At 52.4% G+C, this 19,342-nt stretch carries 18 protein-coding genes and 1 pseudogene; 8 read left to right on the top strand and 11 right to left on the bottom strand.

Translation table 11 applies throughout. The features are described 5' to 3' along the window. Positions 1-115: 115 nt before the first annotated feature. The 3 genes from zntB (at position 116) to dbpA (ending at position 2,946) form a co-directional block, all read left to right on the top strand. Complete coding sequence (gene zntB, locus ACHHZ6_RS00200) at positions 116-1,099, top strand: zinc transporter ZntB (protein ID WP_182271553.1); 984 nt, start codon at positions 116-118, stop codon at positions 1,097-1,099. Between the two features lie 272 nt (positions 1,100-1,371). Continuing rightward, positions 1,372-1,542 carry a hypothetical protein gene (locus ACHHZ6_RS00195; protein WP_395121469.1) on the top strand — a complete coding sequence of 57 codons (171 nt, stop codon included), beginning with the start codon at positions 1,372-1,374 and terminating at the stop codon, positions 1,540-1,542. A gap of 30 nt (positions 1,543-1,572) precedes the next feature. Then, on the top strand, positions 1,573-2,946 hold the full coding sequence (dbpA, locus tag ACHHZ6_RS00190; RefSeq protein WP_182271552.1) for an ATP-dependent RNA helicase DbpA: 1,374 nt from the start codon (positions 1,573-1,575) through the stop codon (positions 2,944-2,946). A gap of 44 nt (positions 2,947-2,990) precedes the next feature. On the opposite strand, the gene ttcA is transcribed toward dbpA, so the two are convergent. From ttcA to ACHHZ6_RS00175, 3 genes and pseudogenes are all read right to left on the bottom strand, one after another. Beyond that, positions 2,991-3,926 (bottom strand): tRNA 2-thiocytidine(32) synthetase TtcA, encoded by a 936-nt coding sequence (ttcA, locus tag ACHHZ6_RS00185; protein ID WP_182271551.1) that lies wholly within the window; start codon positions 3,924-3,926, stop codon positions 2,991-2,993. Between the two features lie 53 nt (positions 3,927-3,979). Beyond that, positions 3,980-4,090, bottom strand: a pseudogene (locus tag ACHHZ6_RS00180) (site-specific integrase); the annotation flags it as partial. Between the two features lie 51 nt (positions 4,091-4,141). Further along, complete coding sequence (locus ACHHZ6_RS00175) at positions 4,142-5,257, bottom strand: nickel/cobalt efflux protein RcnA (RefSeq protein WP_182271550.1); 1,116 nt, start codon at positions 5,255-5,257, stop codon at positions 4,142-4,144. Between the two features lie 122 nt (positions 5,258-5,379). On the opposite strand from ACHHZ6_RS00175, the gene rcnR reads away from it, so the two are divergent. Beyond that, a complete protein-coding gene (gene rcnR / locus ACHHZ6_RS00170; protein WP_182271549.1) occupies positions 5,380-5,652 on the top strand; it encodes a Ni(II)/Co(II)-binding transcriptional repressor RcnR in 273 nt (90 codons plus the stop codon). A gap of 125 nt (positions 5,653-5,777) precedes the next feature. Here rcnR and ACHHZ6_RS00165 read toward each other — a convergent pair whose 3' ends face one another. The 4 genes from ACHHZ6_RS00165 to ACHHZ6_RS00150 form a co-directional block, all read right to left on the bottom strand. Continuing rightward, a complete protein-coding gene (locus ACHHZ6_RS00165; RefSeq protein ID WP_395121468.1) occupies positions 5,778-5,903 on the bottom strand; it encodes a hypothetical protein in 126 nt (41 codons plus the stop codon). Positions 5,904-6,159: 256 nt separating this feature from the next. Further along, positions 6,160-7,269 (bottom strand): porin OmpC, encoded by a 1,110-nt coding sequence (gene ompC, locus ACHHZ6_RS00160; protein ID WP_182271548.1) that lies wholly within the window; start codon positions 7,267-7,269, stop codon positions 6,160-6,162. A gap of 388 nt (positions 7,270-7,657) precedes the next feature. Next, on the bottom strand, positions 7,658-11,182 hold the full coding sequence (gene nifJ / locus ACHHZ6_RS00155; protein WP_395121465.1) for a pyruvate:ferredoxin (flavodoxin) oxidoreductase: 3,525 nt from the start codon (positions 11,180-11,182) through the stop codon (positions 7,658-7,660). Positions 11,183-11,375: 193 nt separating this feature from the next. Beyond that, positions 11,376-12,257, bottom strand: a complete 882-nt coding sequence (locus tag ACHHZ6_RS00150) for a hypothetical protein (protein ID WP_182271546.1) — start codon at positions 12,255-12,257, stop codon at positions 11,376-11,378. A gap of 206 nt (positions 12,258-12,463) precedes the next feature. Between ACHHZ6_RS00150 and ACHHZ6_RS00145 the strand changes: the two genes are divergently transcribed. Further along, entirely contained in the window at positions 12,464-12,730 is a 267-nt protein-coding gene (locus tag ACHHZ6_RS00145; protein ID WP_182271545.1) for a DUF333 domain-containing protein, read from the top strand. On the opposite strand, the gene hslJ is transcribed toward ACHHZ6_RS00145, so the two are convergent. From hslJ to ACHHZ6_RS00125, 4 genes are all read right to left on the bottom strand, one after another. Continuing rightward, on the bottom strand, positions 12,731-13,168 hold the full coding sequence (hslJ, locus tag ACHHZ6_RS00140) for a heat shock protein HslJ (protein ID WP_182271544.1): 438 nt from the start codon (positions 13,166-13,168) through the stop codon (positions 12,731-12,733). It abuts the gene before it with no gap. 126 nt (positions 13,169-13,294) lie between these two features. Beyond that, entirely contained in the window at positions 13,295-13,423 is a 129-nt protein-coding gene (locus ACHHZ6_RS00135) for a DUF2474 domain-containing protein (protein WP_182271543.1), read from the bottom strand. After that, entirely contained in the window at positions 13,423-14,433 is a 1,011-nt protein-coding gene (gene cydB, locus ACHHZ6_RS00130) for a cytochrome d ubiquinol oxidase subunit II (RefSeq protein WP_395121463.1), read from the bottom strand. The genes ACHHZ6_RS00135 and cydB overlap by 1 nt, the downstream gene beginning before the upstream one ends. Then, positions 14,433-15,833, bottom strand: a complete 1,401-nt coding sequence (locus ACHHZ6_RS00125) for a cytochrome ubiquinol oxidase subunit I (protein ID WP_395121462.1) — start codon at positions 15,831-15,833, stop codon at positions 14,433-14,435. Before ACHHZ6_RS00125 ends, cydB begins: the two co-directional genes overlap by 1 nt. A gap of 394 nt (positions 15,834-16,227) precedes the next feature. On the opposite strand from ACHHZ6_RS00125, the gene ACHHZ6_RS00120 reads away from it, so the two are divergent. The 3 genes from ACHHZ6_RS00120 (at position 16,228) to ydcS (ending at position 19,328) form a co-directional block, all read left to right on the top strand. Then, positions 16,228-16,416, top strand: a complete 189-nt coding sequence (locus tag ACHHZ6_RS00120; RefSeq protein WP_182271540.1) for a cold-shock protein — start codon at positions 16,228-16,230, stop codon at positions 16,414-16,416. Positions 16,417-16,498: 82 nt separating this feature from the next. Further along, positions 16,499-17,908 carry a PLP-dependent aminotransferase family protein gene (locus tag ACHHZ6_RS00115; protein ID WP_182919974.1) on the top strand — a complete coding sequence of 470 codons (1,410 nt, stop codon included), beginning with the start codon at positions 16,499-16,501 and terminating at the stop codon, positions 17,906-17,908. A gap of 274 nt (positions 17,909-18,182) precedes the next feature. Then, complete coding sequence (gene ydcS, locus ACHHZ6_RS00110) at positions 18,183-19,328, top strand: putative ABC transporter substrate-binding protein YdcS (protein WP_182271538.1); 1,146 nt, start codon at positions 18,183-18,185, stop codon at positions 19,326-19,328. Positions 19,329-19,342: the final 14 nt, after the last annotated feature.

The raw sequence follows: 19,342 nt of genomic DNA, 5'->3' as shown, positions 1-19,342 counted from the left end.
TGAATAAAAATGTACAATTCCCGAGCTAATTCAGCGCGATGCGGTACATATTTGTTGCTTAAGCCTCGACGAAGGCTAGACTGACAGCGTAAGAGATTAAAAAGGTGGAGGCGTTGTGGAGAGCATTAAAGGGTCTGAACTTAACGTTCCTGACGCAGTTTTTGCGTGGGTGTTCGATGGTCGTGGCGGCGCGCGGCCGCTGGAGGATAACGATGAGATTGATAGTGAACATCCTTGCTGGCTACATCTGAACTATACCCATATGGATAGCGCTGAATGGCTGGCGTCGACCCCGCTCTTGCCGAATAGCGTCCGCGATGCACTGGCGGGTGATAGCCTGCGACCCCGCGTGAGCAGGATGGGGGAGGGTACGCTTCTCACGCTTCGCTGCATTAACGGCAGTACGGATGAGCGCCCGGATCAACTGGTCGCGATGCGTGTCTATATGGACGAAAGACTGATTGTCTCCACACGTCAGCGTAAAGTTCTGGCGCTGGATGATGTCGTGAATGATTTAAAAGATGGCACCGGGCCGATCGATTGCGGTAGCTGGCTGGTGGATGTCTGCGATGCTCTTACCGATCATGCAAGTGAGTTTATTGAAGAGCTACACGATAAAATTATCGATCTGGAAGATAACCTGCTCGATCAGCAGATCCCGCCGCGCGGCTTTCTGGCATTACTGCGCAAACAGCTGATTGTGATGCGTCGCTATATGACCCCGCAACGTGACGTCTATGCCCGCCTGGCCAGTGAGCGGCTTGGCTGGATGAACGACGATCAGCGTCGCAGAATGCAGGATATTGCTGACAGGCTGGGGCGCGGGCTGGATGAGATTGATTCCTGTATTGCCAGAACGGCGGTGATGGCAGATGAGATAGCGCAGGTGATGCAGGAGTCGCTGTCGAGAAGAACGTATACGATGTCGCTGATGGCGATGGTGTTTCTCCCCAGCACCTTCTTAACCGGGCTGTTTGGTGTGAATCTGGGAGGCATTCCCGGCGGCGGATACCATTATGGCTTCACCGCTTTTTGCATCATGTTAGTTGTTTTGATTGGAGGTGTTGCATGGTGGTTGCGTCGTAGTAAATGGCTGTAAAATTACGCTTTTTCGACGTTTTTCCAGTGTCAAAACGTTCTTTTACTTGAGCGAAGTCAATAAACACAAACCCCGTAAGGTGCATTATTACTCCCGCAGGTGAATGCAACGTCAAGCGATGGGCGTTGCGCTCCATATTGTCTTACTTCCTTTTTTGAATTACTGCATAGCACAATTGATTCGTACGACGCCGACTTAATAGTCGGCTTTTTTTTGCCTCCCGTATTCCAGCGTCTACCCTAAAAGTATCACCCTAAAAACTGGAGGGTAAGATGACCTGTCATTTCATACACCTGTCGCAACCCGACGTTATGCCTGTCGATCCTGTCCCACTTCCGGACCCTATCCCGCGTCCGCAGCCGATGCCCGATCCGCCACCAGATGAAGAACCGATTAAAATGTCGCATCAAACTCCGAGATCTGCGAGGATACGCGCCTGCTGACCGTAAGCCTTTTGACCACGAGATAATACTGTGACCGCTTTTTCTACCCTGAATCGTTTACCTGCCGCCCAACTCGATAATCTTAACGAGTTGGGTTACCTCACCATGACCCCAGTGCAAGCCGCCGCGTTGCCTGCCATTCTCGAAGGGCGCGATGTGCGCGTGCAGGCTAAAACAGGCAGTGGTAAAACGGCTGCATTCGGTCTTGGGTTGTTGCAGCATATTGATGTCGCACTGTTTCAGACCCAGTCTCTGGTGCTGTGTCCAACCCGTGAACTGGCAGACCAGGTTGCGGGTGAATTGCGTCGACTGGCCCGTTTTTTGCCTAACACGAAAATCCTGACGCTTTGTGGCGGCCAGCCTTTTGGCGCACAGCGTGACTCCTTACAGCATGCCCCCCACATTATTGTGGCGACGCCTGGCCGTCTGCTGGATCACCTGCAAAAAGGCACCGTATCGCTGGATGCGCTGCAAACGCTGGTGATGGATGAGGCGGATCGTATGCTGGATATGGGCTTTAGCGATGCTATTGATGAAGTGATCCGCTTCGCACCGGCAGACCGTCAGACATTGTTGTTCTCTGCAACCTGGCCGGAAGCCATCGCGGCGATCAGTGGCCGTGTGCAGAAAGACCCGCTCACCATCGAAATTGATAGCGTCGATGCGCTGCCTGCAATCGAACAGCAGTTCTTTGAAACCTCGCAGCAGGGAAAAATCCCGCTTCTGCAAAAGCTGCTGAGCCAACATCAGCCTGCGTCCTGCGTGGTGTTTTGTAATACTAAAAAAGATTGTCAGGCGGTATGTGATGCCCTGAATGCGGCGGGGCAGAGCGCATTGTCATTGCATGGCGATCTGGAGCAGCGCGATCGTGACCAGACGCTGGTGCGTTTCGCCAACGGCAGTGCCCGTGTGCTGGTTGCCACTGACGTTGCGGCGCGTGGTCTGGATATTAAATCGCTGGAGCTGGTCGTTAACTTCGAGCTGGCGTGGGATCCTGAAGTGCATGTACACCGTATTGGACGTACCGCACGTGCCGGGAACAGCGGTCTGGCCATTAGCTTCTGCGCACCAGAAGAGGCGCAGCGCGCGAATATTCTGTCTGAAATGCTGCAGATTAAGCTGAACTGGGTGAATGCTCCGGGTAATGTCAGCATTGTCCCACTGGATGCGGAAATGGCGACGCTGTGTATTGATGGCGGTAAAAAAGCCAAGATGCGTCCCGGCGATGTATTAGGTGCGCTGACCGGGGATATCGGTCTGGATGGGGCTGATATTGGCAAGATTGCGGTACATCCGGCGCATGTTTATGTGGCGGTCCGCCAGTCGGTTGCACATAAGGCCTGGAAGCAGCTGCAAAACGGGAAAATCAAAGGGAAAGCCTGTCGCGTTCGTCTGCTGAAGTAAGGACAGGAAAGCGTCTCAGAAACCCTTTCTGAGACGCTATTTGATTATTTCACTTCAAGTACATTCAGACGCAACTCTTCGAACTGCGTGTCATCTTCTTCCGGCTGCCAGCCCGCAGGCTGCATCGGGAGCTCTTCACGGTCAAACGCCAGATCGCCACCGTTCACTACTTCTGAGCCGTGGTTGATACCTTTGAAGTCGAACAGTTCAACATCCGCCAGGTGCGAAGGCACGACGTTCTGCATTGCGCTGAACATGGTTTCGATACGGCCAGGGTAGCGTTTATCCCAGTCACGCAGCATGTCGCCAATGACCTGACGCTGCAGGTTCGGTTGCGAGCCACACAGGTTGCACGGAATGATCGGGAAAGCTTTGGCCTGTGAGAAACGCTCAATGTCTTTCTCACGGCAGTAGGCGAGTGGGCGGATCACGATATGTTTACCGTCATCGCTCATCAGTTTTGGCGGCATGCCTTTCATCTTGCCACCGTAGAACATGTTCAGGAACAGCGTTTGCAGGATATCGTCACGGTGATGGCCCAGGGCAATCTTGGTTGCGCCCAGCTCCGTGGCGGTACGATAAAGAATGCCGCGACGCAAACGAGAGCAGAGCGAGCAGGTGGTTTTCCCTTCAGGGATTTTTTCTTTCACAATCCCGTAGGTATTCTCTTCAACGATTTTATACTCAACGCCCAGCGTCTCCAGATACTCCGGCAGAATATGTTCCGGGAAACCTGGCTGTTTCTGGTCGAGGTTGACCGCCACCAGGGAAAAATTCACAGGTGCGCTTTGCTGAAGATTGCGCAGGATCTCCAGCATGGTATAGCTGTCTTTACCCCCTGACAGGCAAACCATAATGCGGTCGCCTTCTTCAATCATGTTGAAGTCTGCAATGGCTTCGCCCACGTTACGGCGCAGTCGCTTTTGCAGCTTGTTCAGGTTGTATTGCTCTTTTTTTGTAGTTTCTTGATTTTGCGACATTTATTCGTTACTCAAATTTCAAATGGGGCACCAGTGGGACAAAACCATTTTAATGCGCCTGCCGATAGCAACCAGTATGCGAAAGTGTGCCGTGTATGGTACGGATTACGGCGGCGAATTCCAGCACGTTTTACTGCGGCGTTGAATCTGGCACCTATGCCCGATAAGAGTAGTTGGCTTTTTGCTTTCCCTTACCGGGCTGGCGGCTGAGTCATTCAGCCAGTGATACCCAGATAGCCGTGGATCCCCATATAAATCCCCACGAGTCCAATCAGGGTACCGGAGAAATAGGGGGCTTTTCGGGCAATGGCATTAAATCCATCCCAGCGTTTGGCCACCTGGCGGACGCTGATCGCCGCCCCCACACCGACAGTGACCAGCGTCAGTGCCAGCCCGATGCTGAAGCTGATCACCAGCGTAGCTCCCAGTGACAATGCTTTAAGCTGTAGACAAATCAACAATACGGTGATTGCGGCAGGGCAAGGAATAAGTCCTCCCGTCAGACCAAACAGCAGGATTTGACCGTTGGTTGCACTTTTACCGCTGAAGCGTCGCTTAATGTCGTTTGCATGTGCCCGCTCATGTGCGTCCTGATACTCCTGCGAGTGTTTATCCAGCCCTTCAGTACCCGGGTGATGATGGTCATGTTCACGGAATTCAAGATCGTAATCATGAACATGTCCGCGGTGGCCTAATGTGAGACGGACATCAAACTGATGCGGCTCAGGTATCGGCCGTGTTGATTCAAGGTAGTCACCCTTATCAGTGAAATCAAACACCTGGGAAAATGTTCCTTTGCCGCGGTGGGTAACCAGAGACACATCGGAGGCCTGCCATTTTCGGCCAGTGAGCGTTCGTAAACGCCAGTGCGGTGGCTGGTCTTCCTCAAAAATGGACAGTTCGGCCTGACCATGACCGGTATCGAACAGGCGGATGTCATCATGCTGATGATGTGCGTCATCACCCTGTTGCATCCCGTCCAGCCAGTTCTTTTCCCCTTTCCAGGTGCGCCATATCATCCAGATGGCGGTACCCAGAATAATGATGGCGGAAACCAGCTGTAACCAGGGTTCTGCCGTCTCCGCGGTAAATTTATGACTGACGTACATACCACCAAGGGCAATAAGCCAGACGATAGCCGTGTGCGAAACCGTGGCCGCCAGGCCAAGCATAACCGCCTGCCGGACGGTTCCCCTGATTGCAATGATAAATGCGGCCATCATGGTCTTAGAGTGACCCGGTTCCAGGCCGTGCAGTGCGCCAAGCAAAATGGCGCTGGGGATAAAGAACCAGGCATTACCCTGCTGAAGCAGTGCTGTAAATTCGTTCATGAAAATCATTTCCGCCGGAGATGTAATGCCCCGGATGCTACTCCCCCTCAGTATAAAATACTACCCCCCAGTAGAATGTGAATGTTACTATCAGGCAGGTTTTCTGAACGATGAGGATATGTATGTCGCATACCATCCGGGATAAACAAAAACTGAAAGCACGCACCAACAAAATCCAGGGGCAGGTGACCGCGCTGAAAAAAATGTTGGATGAGCCGCATGAATGCGCAGCGGTGCTACAACAAATCGCCGCTATCCGTGGTGCGGTAAATGGGCTAATGCGTGAAGTTATCAAAGGCCATCTGACAGAGCATATTGTTCATGAAGCCAGTGAATTAAGACGCGAAGAAGATCTTGAGGTTGTCCTGAAAGTGCTGGACTCCTATATCAAATAATATAGCGCCGGACGACGCAGATGTTCTGCGACCTGAAATGGGGGACGCTGGGTTGTACGCGCCCAGGGGTTCCTGGCGCGGATACGTCATATCTTAAGGCAATCCTCTTTCTGTAAAGAGGCCGGCTAGTCATTTTCCAGCAGGTTTAACAACTCACCAGGGTGGTGAACGGCACCACCAAAATCAAAGAGTAGCGTAATCCAGATACAACTCAACAGGGCAAGCAGGACTAATGATACTCTGGGGAACACGCAGATATCCTTATGTAGTAAAACTCCGTTTTTACTGTACGCTGATTTTCTTAAATTTTCCCTTAACGACGCCGTCACAGGCGCATTTTATTTGAGACAGGTCTCATAAACCAGAAAATCTGCAGGCAGGAACGTGCTGGTACTGAGATGTGGCGGGGAGCGAGAAAGTGGATTTCAGACGTGGTGCGGCAAGCTGAAAGGAGTATGGCGTAGAAGTATAAAAAGTTAGCCCGCAAAAATATGCGGGCTATTGGCATTAGAACTGATAAACCAGACCTAACGCTACGATATCATCCGTACCGATACCGTTGTTTTTGTAGAACGCGTCATCTTCGTCCAGCAAGTTGATTTTATAATCAACATAGGTAGACATGTTTTTGTTGAAGTAATAGGTTGCACCGACATCCGCGTATTTAACCAGGTCTTTATCACCTTCGCCGTTACCCAGGTCTTTGCCTTTTGACTGCAGGTAAGAAATTGCCGGACGCAGACCAAAGTCGAACTGATATTGAGCGGTAATTTCAAAGTTCTGTGTTTTGTTTGCAACGGCATCTTCGTTGTCACCGTAAGGTGTCATATTACGGGTTTCAGAATACATTGTTGCCAGGTAGATATTATTGGCATCATATTTCAGACCTGCAGTCCATGCATCGGCTTTATCGCCACCCGCTGTGGTGTTACGCACCTGGTCATTACTACGATCGGAGGAGGTATATGCCGCACCTGCACTGATACCCATACCGAAATCATACGTGGTGGAAATACCGAAACCGTCACCGTTCTCATGACGTGTGTCGCGACCGTTGTTAGTACCTTCCTGGTTGTTACTGGCGTCTTCGTTCTTACCCTGATACTGCAGGGCAAAGTTCAGACCCTGAACCAGACCGTAGAAATCGGTGTTACGGTAGGTTGCCACGCCGTTGGCACGGCCGGTCATGAAGTTATCGGCTTTGGTGTAGGAATCGCCACCGAATTCAGGCAGCATATCGGTCCAGCCTTCCACGTCGTACAACACGCCGTAGTTACGGCCATAATCGAAGGAACCGTAGTCGCCCACCTTCACACCTGCGAAGGCCAGACGGGTCCAGGACTGGTTATCCGAGCCTTCGGTATTGTTAGCCTGAATGTTGTATTCCCACTGCGCGTAGCCGGTCATCATGTTGTTGATCTGGGTTTCACCCTTGAAACCCAGACGCATGTAGGTCTGATCGCCATCAGCACCTTTGTCGTCGGAGAAGTAATGCAGACCATCTACTTTTCCGTACAGGTCTAATTTGTTGCCGTCTTTGTTATAGATTTCTGCCGCATGTGCAGCGCCAGCCATTAAAAGAGCTGGAATAATCAGAGCCAGTACTTTTCTTTGCATTGTGGTATTCCTTTGCAGTTGTTTTTATTTAATTACGTATTGAACTTTCTGAATGAGAAAGTTGTCCCATGCTAAATCACTCCCGCAAAGAGTAATAAAATATAATTGTTACTGATTAAGTAAAATCTAAACGGAATAATTCTGCGGTAATGGTGATTGGTTTCGTGAATGATTGGCTGCGATTTATACAAAAATAAAATTATTATTTCTCACGAGAAGACGGTAATCTCTGTGCTGTTATATGCCTTAAGATTGTTCATCCATAATTCATATGAATACTATTTAATAATTTAAATAGTTTATCTTTGATAATCTGGATTCGCCCGATGTAAATACATCGGGCATTTTTTTTGCGTAAAAAAATGCCCGGACAAGCCGGGCAGAGAGATTATTCACCGGTTGACTTTTCCGCTTTACCGGCCATTTGTGCCAGGAAGTCATAGCGTTTCTGCAGGTCGGCGGCCGCATCTTTCCACAACTGCTCAGCCACTTCAGGCTGTTGCGCATTGAGGCGACGGAAGCGTTGTTCCTGCATTAACGTCTCGGCCAGGGCATCTGACGGCGGACGTGAATCCAGTGCCAGCGGCAAGTTGCCTTCATCGGCACGACGCGGGTCGAAGCGATACAACGGCCAGAAGCCGGTTGCCGTAAGCTGACGCATCTGATCGTGGCTAAGTGCCAGATCGTAGCCATGCTCCTCGCAAGGGCTGTAGGCGATAATCAGCGACGGACCGGGGTAAGATTCCGCTTCCTGAATCGCTTTCACCGTCTGGTTAAGCTGGGCACCCAGCGAGATTTGTGCGACGTAAACGTGCCCGTACATCATCATACTGACACCGAGATCTTTACGCGCCTTGCGCTTGCCGTGTTCACCAAATTTGGTGACGGCACCCAGCGGTGTCGCTTTCGAGGCCTGACCGCCGGTATTGGAATAACACTGGGTATCCAGCACCAGAATGTTGACGTTTTCGGTCAGGCTCAGCACGTGATCCAGCCCGCCAAACCCGATGTCATAGGCCCAGCCGTCGCCGCCAATCAACCAGATAGATTTCTCAACCAGGGCGTCAGCGTCGGTCAGCAGTTGTTCTGCGCCGTCCACGCCCTGAAGGGCTTTGCGCAGCTCTGCTACCTGCTCACGGCGAACCTCTGGAGTCGCTTCGGCGTGCAGTGCCTCGTTCAACTCAGCGGGGAGCTTATCAGCAAACTGTGCCAGTAAACGCATCACGCGTGCGCGGTGCTGGTCAACGGTAAGGCGGAAACCCAGACCAAATTCGGCGTTATCCTCAAACAACGAGTTAGCCCATGCCGGGCCGCGGCCGTGTGCGTCGGTGGTGTAGGGAGTGGAAGGCAGATTACCACCATAGATTGACGAACAACCCGTGGCGTTGGCGATCAGCATCCGATCGCCATACAACTGCGTGAGCAGTTTAATGTACGGCGTTTCACCACAGCCGGAGCAGGCACCGGAATACTCAAACAGCGGAGTGATCAACTGCGAGGTTCGAATATCAATGCGTTCCAGTTTGCTACGATCGATTTCCGGCAGGTTCAGGAAGAAGTCATAATTCACTTTCTCTTCTTCAACGTGTTCCAGACGCGACATCATATTGATGGCTTTGATTTCCGGGTTCTGGCGATCTTTCGCCGGGCACACCTCGACGCACAGGTTACAGCCGGTGCAATCTTCAGGTGCAACCTGAAGGACATATTTCTGCCCACGCATATCGCGGGATTTCACATCCAGCGAATGCAGACTGGCCGGTGCGGCTTCCATATCTTCGGGAGAAACCACTTTGGCACGAATGGCCGAGTGCGGACAGGCGGCCACGCAGTGGTTGCACTGGGTACACAGCGCCTCTTTCCAGATAGGGATCTCTTCGGCAATATTGCGTTTTTCCCAGCGAGTGGTGCCCATCGGCCAGGTTCCATCCGGCGGCAGTGCAGAGACGGGAAGGGCATCGCCAAGCCCGGCCAGCATGGCTGCCGTGACGGTTTTGACGAAATCAGGTGCAGCATCAGACACCACCGGAGGACGGTTCGGGCTGGCGGCATTGACCTGCTGCAGTGGTACTTCGAACAGCGATTCACGGGCCAGCGCCAGCGCCTGCCAGTTACGCTCAACCAGCTCTTGCCCTTTGCTGCTGTAACTTTTGGCAATGGCACCCTGCAGTTCAGCCAGCGCGCTGTCCCCCGGGAGAATTTGGGTCAGATGGAAGAAGGCCATCTGCATGACGGTGTTGATACGCGCAGCCAGACCGCATTCGCGGGCAATTTTTGCCGCGTTAATCACGAAGAGGCGGGCTTTTTTCTGGTTCAGTACCGCCTGCACTTCCTGCGGCAGGCGTGCCCATACCTCATCCGCGCTGTACGGCGTATTGAGCAGGAAAATACCACCGGGTTTCAGACGTTCTGCCATCTGGTATTTGTCGATAAACTGCAGCTGGTGACACCCCACAAAATCGGCCTGCGAAATCAGATAGGCCGAGCGGATCGGGTGTTCGCTGACGCGCAGGTGGGAAACGGTCAGCCCGCCGGCTTTTTTGGAATCATAGACGAAGTAGCCCTGGGCATACCACGGTGTCGAGTTCCCGATGATCTTGATGTTGTTCTTGGTTGCCGAGACACTGCCGTCACTGCCTAAGCCATAAAATAGTGCTTCGAGTTTGGCCGCCGAGGGCAGGGTGTTTTCCGGTAAGACCAGGGAGAGATTAGTCACATCATCATAAATGCCGACGGTAAAGCGTGGCTTCGGTTTTGCTTCGTTCAGTTCGTTAAACACCGCAAGCACGCAGTCGGGGCCAAACTCTTTTGATGACAAGCCATAACGGCCGCCAGTTACGCGCGGCAGTGTTTCGCGTTCACCATTATTGAACGCTTCTGCCAGCGCGGTCATGACGTCCAGATAAAGTGGTTCCGCGTGAGCGCCGGGTTCTTTTGTTCGGTCGAGCACTGCCACGGTTCGTGCACTTTCTGGTAGTGCAGAGAGCAGATGCCTGGCTGAGAACGGGCGATAGAGACGCACTTTTAGCACGCCAACTTTTTCGCCACGCGCCAGCAGCTCATCCACCACCTCTTCACAGGTACCAATGGCGGAGCCCATCAGCACAATCACGCGTTCCGCCTGCGGGTGGCCGTAGTATTCAAACGGTTTGTATTCGCGACCGGTAGCCGCGGCAAAGTCATTCATCGCCTGCTCAACATGGTCATATACGGCGTTGTACCACGGATTTGTCGCCTCGCGGGACTGGAAGTAGGTATCCGGGTTTGCGGATGTCCCGCGGATCACCGGATGCTCCGGATTGAGCGCGCGGGCACGATGGGCATCGATCTCCGCCTGTGGCAGAAGATTCAGGATCGTGTCGTCCGCCAGCGGAACGATTTTGTTGATTTCGTGAGAGGTGCGGAAACCATCAAAGAAATGAATAAACGGCACACGGCTTTTCAGCGTCGCGATATGTGAAATCAGCGCGAAGTCCTGAGCTTCCTGTACGCTGCTGGCGCAAAGCATGGCGCAACCCGTCTGACGCACGGCCATCACATCTGAGTGATCGCCAAAAATGGAGAGTGCGTGGGTCGCAATGGTTCGGGCGGCGACGTGCAGGACAAACGGTGTCAACTGACCGGCCAGTTTGTACAGCGTCGGGATCATCAACAGCAATCCCTGAGATGACGTAAACGACGTGGACAATGCTCCCGTCTGCAACGCGCCATGTACCGCAGCAATTGCACCGGCTTCGGACTGCATTTCAACCACGCGTGGGACATCACCCCAGACGTTTTTTAGCCCGTTCCCGGCCCAGGCATCTGCCTGTTCGGCCATTGTAGAACTTGGCGTAATCGGGTAGATGGCGATAACTTCACTGGTGCGAAACGCGACTGACGCGACTGCACCATTACCGTCAATAGTTTGCATAGGACGACACCCTTACATTGCGCAAAAAAGAGGGGTCTGTCATACCTCAACAGACCCTGAATATTATCTTTTCATTTTAGCAAAGGCCGGGTTTTGCGATTTTCGCTTTTGTGTCCTTGGCATTGTCGGCATCAATGAGTAGATCAATTTTTTGGCAGAAAATGCGCTCTTCTGCCCGTGCGATGTGTCGTGGTCAGTTCCAGTATTCGTATTTCGTCGTCAACACGGCTTTATGCTTTTCCACATACTGTTTACCCGTCCGGGAGACGGGTGTGATCGTGATATCCATATTGGCGCGTGTGCATTCTCCATGCGAATTCCACTCCTCGCAGGTGGTCAGATTTTTTTCGATAGTGAAATATGTCTGGGTCTTGCTGAGGGATAACTCACGGCCCTCGTTATCATAGGAATATTCTACGATGGTTGAGGGTGATTGAGTTTTGAGCAGACGATTATTGTCATCATAGCTGTATTCAGTCGTATTATTATCTATCGCCAGCGTTCCTTTGCTTGCTGCACTTGTCAGCAATCCTGATGAATTGAAGGTGTAGTCTATTTTGCTCACGGTGTTAATGTCTTTATCTCCCGGCCTTGTGGCCGCAATAACTGCACGGTTAACCGCGTGGCTGATAACGCCTTTATCGTTAAGCAGGAACTGTCCCTCCAGCGTCTGGCGATAGATCTGTGTGGTCTTCCGGCTGTTGTTATCGGTTGCTACCCCATTCGCGTTCAGCTGAATGCTCCAGCCAAACTCCTTTTTATTCAACTGAATATCATTAGTTGCCGTGAATACTGATTTCGGGCCTGTCGAGATTTTGACCTCTTTTACACTGCTGCTAATGAGCTCTCCGCATTGACTGAAGTGGCTTTGTGCCAGTGCGCGGATATACCCATCAGGACTCTCAATCGACATTTCAACAGATTTGGGGATGCCTGCTTTATTCTGCTGAGTCTGGAGGATGAAATTGTTCAGATTGTTTTTAGAGATGGTTTCCGCTGTGCATTGTGCTGCATAAGTCTGGAAGGTGCAGAGGGATAAGAGAGTAATAATCAGGTTCTTATTATTGAACGACATTATTTGTTGTCCTCAGAAATCCGGTAGTTATCTAAATGTAAGAAAGCAGGGGGCAATATACTGCAACCATAATGGTCTGGAACGAAACCCCCTAAAAATTGTGAGAAAACGTGAATGGAGCGCATAAATACGCACTTCCGCTCTCGACGACATGGTGCGTGATGCCTATGATGCATAGGTTTCGCTTTATTTATGGGGAAGAGAACATGCGTTCAGCGTTTTGGGTTGGGTGTGCCGCGTTATTGTTGTCGGCATGTAGCAGTGAACCTGTTCAGCAGGCAACGGCGGCGCACGTGACGCCAGGCATGAGAGCGGCTATGTCCAGCTCAGGACAAGCCAACTGCGCAATGGTTGGGGGTTCGCTTTCTGTCGCCCGTCAGCTCGACGGTTCTGCGGTTGGAATGTGCGCGTTGCCAAATGGCAAACGCTGCAGTGAACAGTCGCTTGCCGTTGGAACTTGCGGTAACTACTGATTACTCCGCGCGCTTAAACGTCAGCGTTTTTTCGGCTGTGGCCAGCGTTAACTGGTCTTCCGTCAGGTCGACTTGCGCGCCTTTGCGCAACATATCGCCGATGGCCTGATCCAGTGCATTAAGCTGTGGGTCGGTACATAATTTTCGGGTCATTGCCAGCGTTTTGACCTTCAGCTCGCCTTCGGACAATTTCCCCTGGCCGTTGAAGCGGTTGCACATTGCGCCGGAGACGGTGATGTTGTTCAGCAGGCTGATCTCTGGCAAGGCGCTGAAGCTGATCTCAGGTTGCGTTGTCGTGGTCTTCACGGCTTTACCGTCCACATTTTCCAGAACAAAACGGTGGTTCTGGAGTTGCTTAGGCTGAACGGACGCTTTACCTGGATTAACGCAGCCAGCAAGGACAAGACTGATAACACTTAACGCAACAAGCTTTTTCATTTTTCTTCTCAAACTATAAATACCGTAAATCAATTTTAGTGTAACGATACTCCGTGGCGTGTTAATGGGGTTTATCTGAAAGTGCGGGGCGTTACCGGGCAACACAGTGGCTGCCCGGGGTGTGAGTCAGTGAGATTTAAATCCTGCCGCCGTCATCAACATTCGAAAAAGCATACTCACGCAGGCCAGTGCCAGTACGCTTCCCCCCCAGATAATGACCAGCCATATCAGACGTTTCCAGACAGGTTGTTGCATCAGTGATACCCCTCTCCATGCTGAACTTTCCCGCGAAATACGTAATAGCTCCAGAAGGTGTAGGCCAGGATAACGGGAATGATCAGCAGCGCGCCCACCAGCATAAAGCCCTGGCTTTGTACCGGTGCCGCAGCCTGCCAGAGGGTAATCGATGGTGGAATAATATGCGGCCAGATGCTGATCCCAAGCCCGCTAAACCCGAGGAAAATTAGCCCCAGCGTCAGAATAAACGGCAGGTTATGGCTATCAGGATTGTTCAGACTGCGCCACTGACACAGGCTCAGGGTAACAACCAGAGCCGGGACGGGCAGCAGGAAGAACAGATTTGGCAGCGTAAACCAGCGTGCGGCAATGGCCGGTTGCGCCAGCGGTGTCCAGAGGCTGATTACTGCAATGAAAGCCAGAAGCACGATTAACAACATTTTCGATACCCGGCGCATGCGCTGCTGTAGGGTATTTTCACTTTTCATCACCAGCCACGTAGCCCCCAGCAGCGCGTAAGCTGCCACCAGGCCTGCGCCGCAGAACAGGTTAAACGGGGTTAACCAGTCAAATGGCCCACCGCTATACGCACGTTCTGTAACAGAGAACCCATTGATTACTGCCCCAACCGTAATACCCTGGGTAAACGTTGCCAGAATCGACCCGCCAATAAAGGCTTTATCCCAGAAGGGACGGTGTGCCGGTGTTGCTTTAAAGCGAAACTCAAAGGCCACGCCGCGGAAAATAAGTCCGATCAGCATTAATGTTAGCGGGATGGTGAGGGCGTCGATGATCACCGCGTAGGCCAGCGGAAATGCGCCGAACAGGGCCGCACCGCCAAGCACCAGCCAGGTTTCGTTACCGTCCCAGACGGGGGCGACGCTGTTCACCATCACATCGCGATCGTCGGCGTTTTGTGTGGTCGGGAACAGAATACCTATCCCCAGATCAAAACCATCCATCACGATATACATCAGGGTGGCGAAGACGATGATGACAAACCAGATAATGGAAAGATCGATACCCATTATGGCTTCTCCTTATAGTCAGTGGTGACAGCAGAAAGTGGGCGTGCCGGACGTCCGTCGGACTCGGTGGCGAACGATTCATGAGGCTGAGGCCCTTTCCTGATAAGGCGCACCATGTAGCTGTAACCCACGCCAAATACCGAGGTATAGACGATGAAGAAGGCCAGCAAACTCACACTCATATGCAGATCGCCATGTGCAGAGACGGCATCTTTGGTTCGCTGTAGCCCGTAGACGACCCACGGCTGGCGACCCACTTCGGTTGTCACCCATCCCGCCAGAATGGCAATCAGCCCGGACGGTCCCATCACCAGGGCAAACCACAGGAAGGGACGCGAAGAGTAGACGCGTTTTTTATAACGTAACCAGAGCGCCACCACGCCCAGCAGCAGCATCAACATGCCTAACCCCGCCATAATGCGGAATGACCAGAAGACGATGGTGGAATTTGGACGGTCTTCCTTCGGGAACTCCTTAAGCGCCGGAACCTGTTTTTCCAGGCTGTGCGTCAGGATCAGGCTACCGAGTGCCGGGATTTCCAGACCAAAACGGGTGCGCTCCTGTTCCATATCCGGCCAGCCAAACAGCAGCAGTGGCGTCGGCTCACCCGGCGAGTTTTCCCAGTGACCTTCAATGGCGGCAATTTTTGCGGGCTGGTGTTTTAAGGTATTAAGCCCATGCATATCACCCACCATTGCCTGAATGGGGGCCACAATCAGGGTCATCCACAATGCCATTGAGAACATGGCACGAATGGCGGGGGTATTATTGCCACGTAGCAGGTGCCAGGCTGCCGATGCTCCGACAAACAGCGCGCTACTGAGGAAAGCCGCTATCGACATGTGCAGGAGACGATAGGGGAAGGAAGGGTTAAAGACCACGGCAAACCAGTCCACCGGCACAACCTGTCCATTGACGATCTCATAACCCTGCGGGGTCTGCATCCAGCTGTTGGAGGAGAGGATCCAGAAGGTTGAGATGATCGTCCCCAGCGCGACCATGCAGGTGGCAAAAAAGTGCAGTCCCGGCCCGACTTTATTCCAGCCAAACAACATCACGCCGAGGAACCCGGCCTCAAGGAAGAAGGCGGTGAGCACTTCATAAGTGAGCAGCGGGCCGGTAATACTGCCCGCGAACTGGGAGAATCCGCTCCAGTTGGTACCAAACTGGTAGGCCATCACCAGCCCGGAGACCACGCCCATGCCAAAGTTAACAGCGAAGATCTTCGACCAGAAATGGTACAGCGAACGCCAGACCGGATTTTTGGATTTCAGCCACAAGCCTTCCAGCACGGCAAGATAGCTCGCCAGGCCGATGGTGATCGCCGGGAAAATAATGTGAAAGGATACGGTAAAGGCAAACTGTATCCGTGCAAGGTGAAAAGCATCTAAACCAAACATGCACAGCCTCAATGTCAAACGGTGTGCTGTTATGGTATAGGGCCGAAAAGGTAACTATCAGACGCAGAAAAGTGAAATTTATGTATAACAGTTACCTGAATCACCGCATTTTAGTCATCTGATATATATGATGTTCAGTGAATAAGAAATTTATTGTTATGAATTTTACGCATTAAACCGCTTGCCTTGTCGTCAACGACGTGCGTTAATGGTCTTCTGGTTTTGAGTCCAAATAAATATCTGACGTAGTTTTATAAAGCAGTTCTCATCACGTTGTGCCTCTCCGCAGCCTCTCTTGGGTCTTTATCTACATTCCGATTAGTTTTGTTTCAAACCACTATTGCCTGATCGGCCCATTAGTAATTTACGTGTTTTACGTTTACAGGAGAATCCTATGACTTCTTATATCCATTTCCGCTGCCCATGCTGTCATGGCTCGCAGTACCGTACCTCAGTTTTTGATGTGTCTGAGAAAAACCCTCATGGCGCGAAATGCATCTTTTGCAAATCGCCAATGATTACGCTCGACCACCTGGCCGCAGCGCGTATCGCACAGCGTCACGTCACTGAGTTTCGTAAGTAATTAGCACCGCTTTCCATAACAGTTAGCAAAATCTTCTCTTTTTCTCCTGCTGATATACACTGTCGGCAATAAGGAGAATCTGATGAAAAAATACCAGCGTCTGGCGCAACAAATTATCTCGCAGATTGAGCTTGGCGTATGGTTGCCGGGCGATAAGCTGCCTTCGCTGCGAGAGCAGGTGGCGAGCAGCGGCATGAGTTTCATGACCGTTGGCCACGCGTATCAGATGCTGGAAAGTCAGGGGCGCATTGTCGCCAGACCGCAGTCGGGCTATTACGTTGCCTCGCGCCCGACCGCACAACAGCCTGCACCGCCTGCCCAGGTGATGCGCGACGAAGTGGTGGATATCAACACCTATATCTTCGACGTGCTACAGGCCAGCCGCGATCCGTCTGTTGTTCCTTTTGCTTCCGCGTTTCCTGACCCCCGACTTTTCCCGCTTCAGCAACTCAACCGTTCGCTGGCTAACGTCAGCAAAACCGCCACGGCGATGAGCGTGATTGAAAACCTGCCGCCGGGTAACGTTGATCTACGTCACGCCATTGCCCGTCGCTATGCGCAGCAGGGGATGAATATCTCACCGGAAGAGATTGTTATCACTGCCGGGGCACTCGAAGCGCTCAACCTGAGTTTGCAGGCAGTGACCGAACCGGGCGACTGGGTGATCGTCGAAAACCCCTGTTTCTACGGCGCATTGCAGGCGCTGGAACGCCTGAAACTAAAGGCGTTGTCGATTGCGACGGACGTTCGTGAAGGGATCGACCTGAATGCGCTTGAACAGGCGCTGAATGACTACCCGGTGAAAGCCTGCTGGTTGATGACCAACAGTCAAAACCCGTTGGGCTTTACGCTCAGCGCGGAGAAAAAAGCGCAACTGGTCGCGCTGCTAACAAAGCACCACGTCACGCTGATTGAAGATGATGTCTACAGCGAACTCTATTTTGGCCGGGAAAAGCCATTGCCGGCAAAAGCCTGGGATCGCCAGGACATGACGTTGCACTGCTCGTCATTTTCGAAATGTCTGGTGGCGGGATTTCGCATCGGCTGGGTGGCGGCGGGGAAACATGCGCGGCGTATTCAGCAGTTACAGCTGATGAGCACGCTTTCCACCAGTTCTCCCATGCAGCTTGCTCTGGTGGATTATCTGGCAACCAAACGTTATGACGCCCACCTTCGTCGCCTGCGACGCACGCTGGCCGAGCGCAAGCAACAGGCCTGGCAGTCACTTTTGCGCCATATGCCTGCAGGTGTCAAAATTCACCATAACGACAGCGGCTACTTTTTATGGCTGGAGCTTCCGGCACAACTTGATGCCGGGTTATTAAGCGAGAAAGCGTTAACCCACCATATCAGCATTGCGCCAGGTAAGATGTTTTCAACTTCGGATGCCTGGGTACCGTTCTTCCGTTTTAATACCTCCTGGACGTGGGGGGAGCGGGAAGAACAGGCCGTTATACAGTTAGGAAAATTAATTAGCGAGATGCTGGAATAATAAAGATTACCCGCTTATTTAAATAATCCTGTTTTATCTTTACGACGGCGCTGCAAATACCGCTCAGCGCCGTATCTCAGGCATTCTGCCTGCGCCCTCGCACTGCTAACCCCTTGTCTATAATCCAGTTAACGGGGAATGCGTCCTCGGTCACAACCTGATGAAATTTCCTTAAGCCGAACGGTGCGGCGCATTTGCGCGGTCTACGTTTAATAAGGGAGATATTTTTACGGCACGGCTGCCGCCAAATTTCATTGCGACAGGAGTAAATCTAATGAGCAAAAAATTTGCCCGCAGCAGCCTGTGTGCGCTCGGCATGGCTATCATGACAGCGCAAGCCGCTGAGCCACCCAAGGCTATCGGCGACGGGGAAGGACGGCTGGATATTATTGCCTGGCCTGGATACATCGAACGGGGTCAGACCGATAAAAACTATGACTGGGTCACGCAGTTTGAAAAAGAGACCGGTTGTGCAGTCAATGTGAAAACCGCAGCAACCTCTGATGAGATGGTCAGCCTGATGGCGAAAGGGGGCTATGACCTGGTCACCGCGTCGGGTGATGCTTCGCTGCGTCTGATCATGGGAAAACGCGTTCAGGCCATTAATCCCGACCTGATCCCAAACTGGAAAACCCTCGATCCGCGCATCGTCAAAGGCGAGTGGTTCAACGTGGGAGGCAAGGTCTACGGCACACCGTATCAGTGGGGACCGAACCTGCTGATGTACAACACCAAAACATTCCCAACCCCACCGGATAGCTGGAAGGTCGTCTTCGTGCAACAAGACCTGCCGGACGGTAAAACCAATCAGGGGCGCGTGCAGGCCTATGACGGCCCGATTTACATTGCCGATGCGGCACTGTTCGTCAAAGCCACTCAGCCCGCGCTGGGCATTACTGACCCGTACCAGTTGACGGAAAAACAGTATGCCGCCGTTCTGAAGGTGCTGCGCGAGCAGCATGCCCTGATCCACCGCTACTGGCATGACACCACGGTGCAGATGAGCGACTTCAAAAATGAAGGCGTCGTGGCCTCCAGCGCCTGGCCATATCAGGCGAATGCCCTGAAAGCGGAAAACCAGCCTATCGCCACCGTGTTCCCGAAAGAGGGGGTAACAGGCTGGGCAGACACCACCATGCTTCACGCGCAGGCAAAACACCCGATGTGTGCCTACAAATGGATGAACTGGTCACTGACGCCAAAAGTGCAGGGCGATCTGGCCGCATGGTTTGGCTCACTACCGGTTGTGCCGCAAGGGTGTAAGGCCAGCACGCTGCTGGGTGACAAAGGTTGTGAAACCAACGGGTATAACGACTTCGACAAAATAATGTTCTGGAAAACACCGATTGCAGAAGGGGGCAAATTTGTACCGTACAGCCGCTGGACGCAGGATTACATCGCCATCATGGGCGGCCGTTAATCGACCGGGAGCAG

Origin of the sequence: Enterobacter cloacae complex sp. 2024EL-00214, from assembly GCF_043945575.1 — a bacterium.
Lineage (GTDB): Bacteria > Pseudomonadota > Gammaproteobacteria > Enterobacterales > Enterobacteriaceae > Enterobacter > Enterobacter cloacae_P.
Note: the sequence above shows the minus strand (reverse complement) of the source record. Positions and strands in the feature narration are given on the sequence as shown.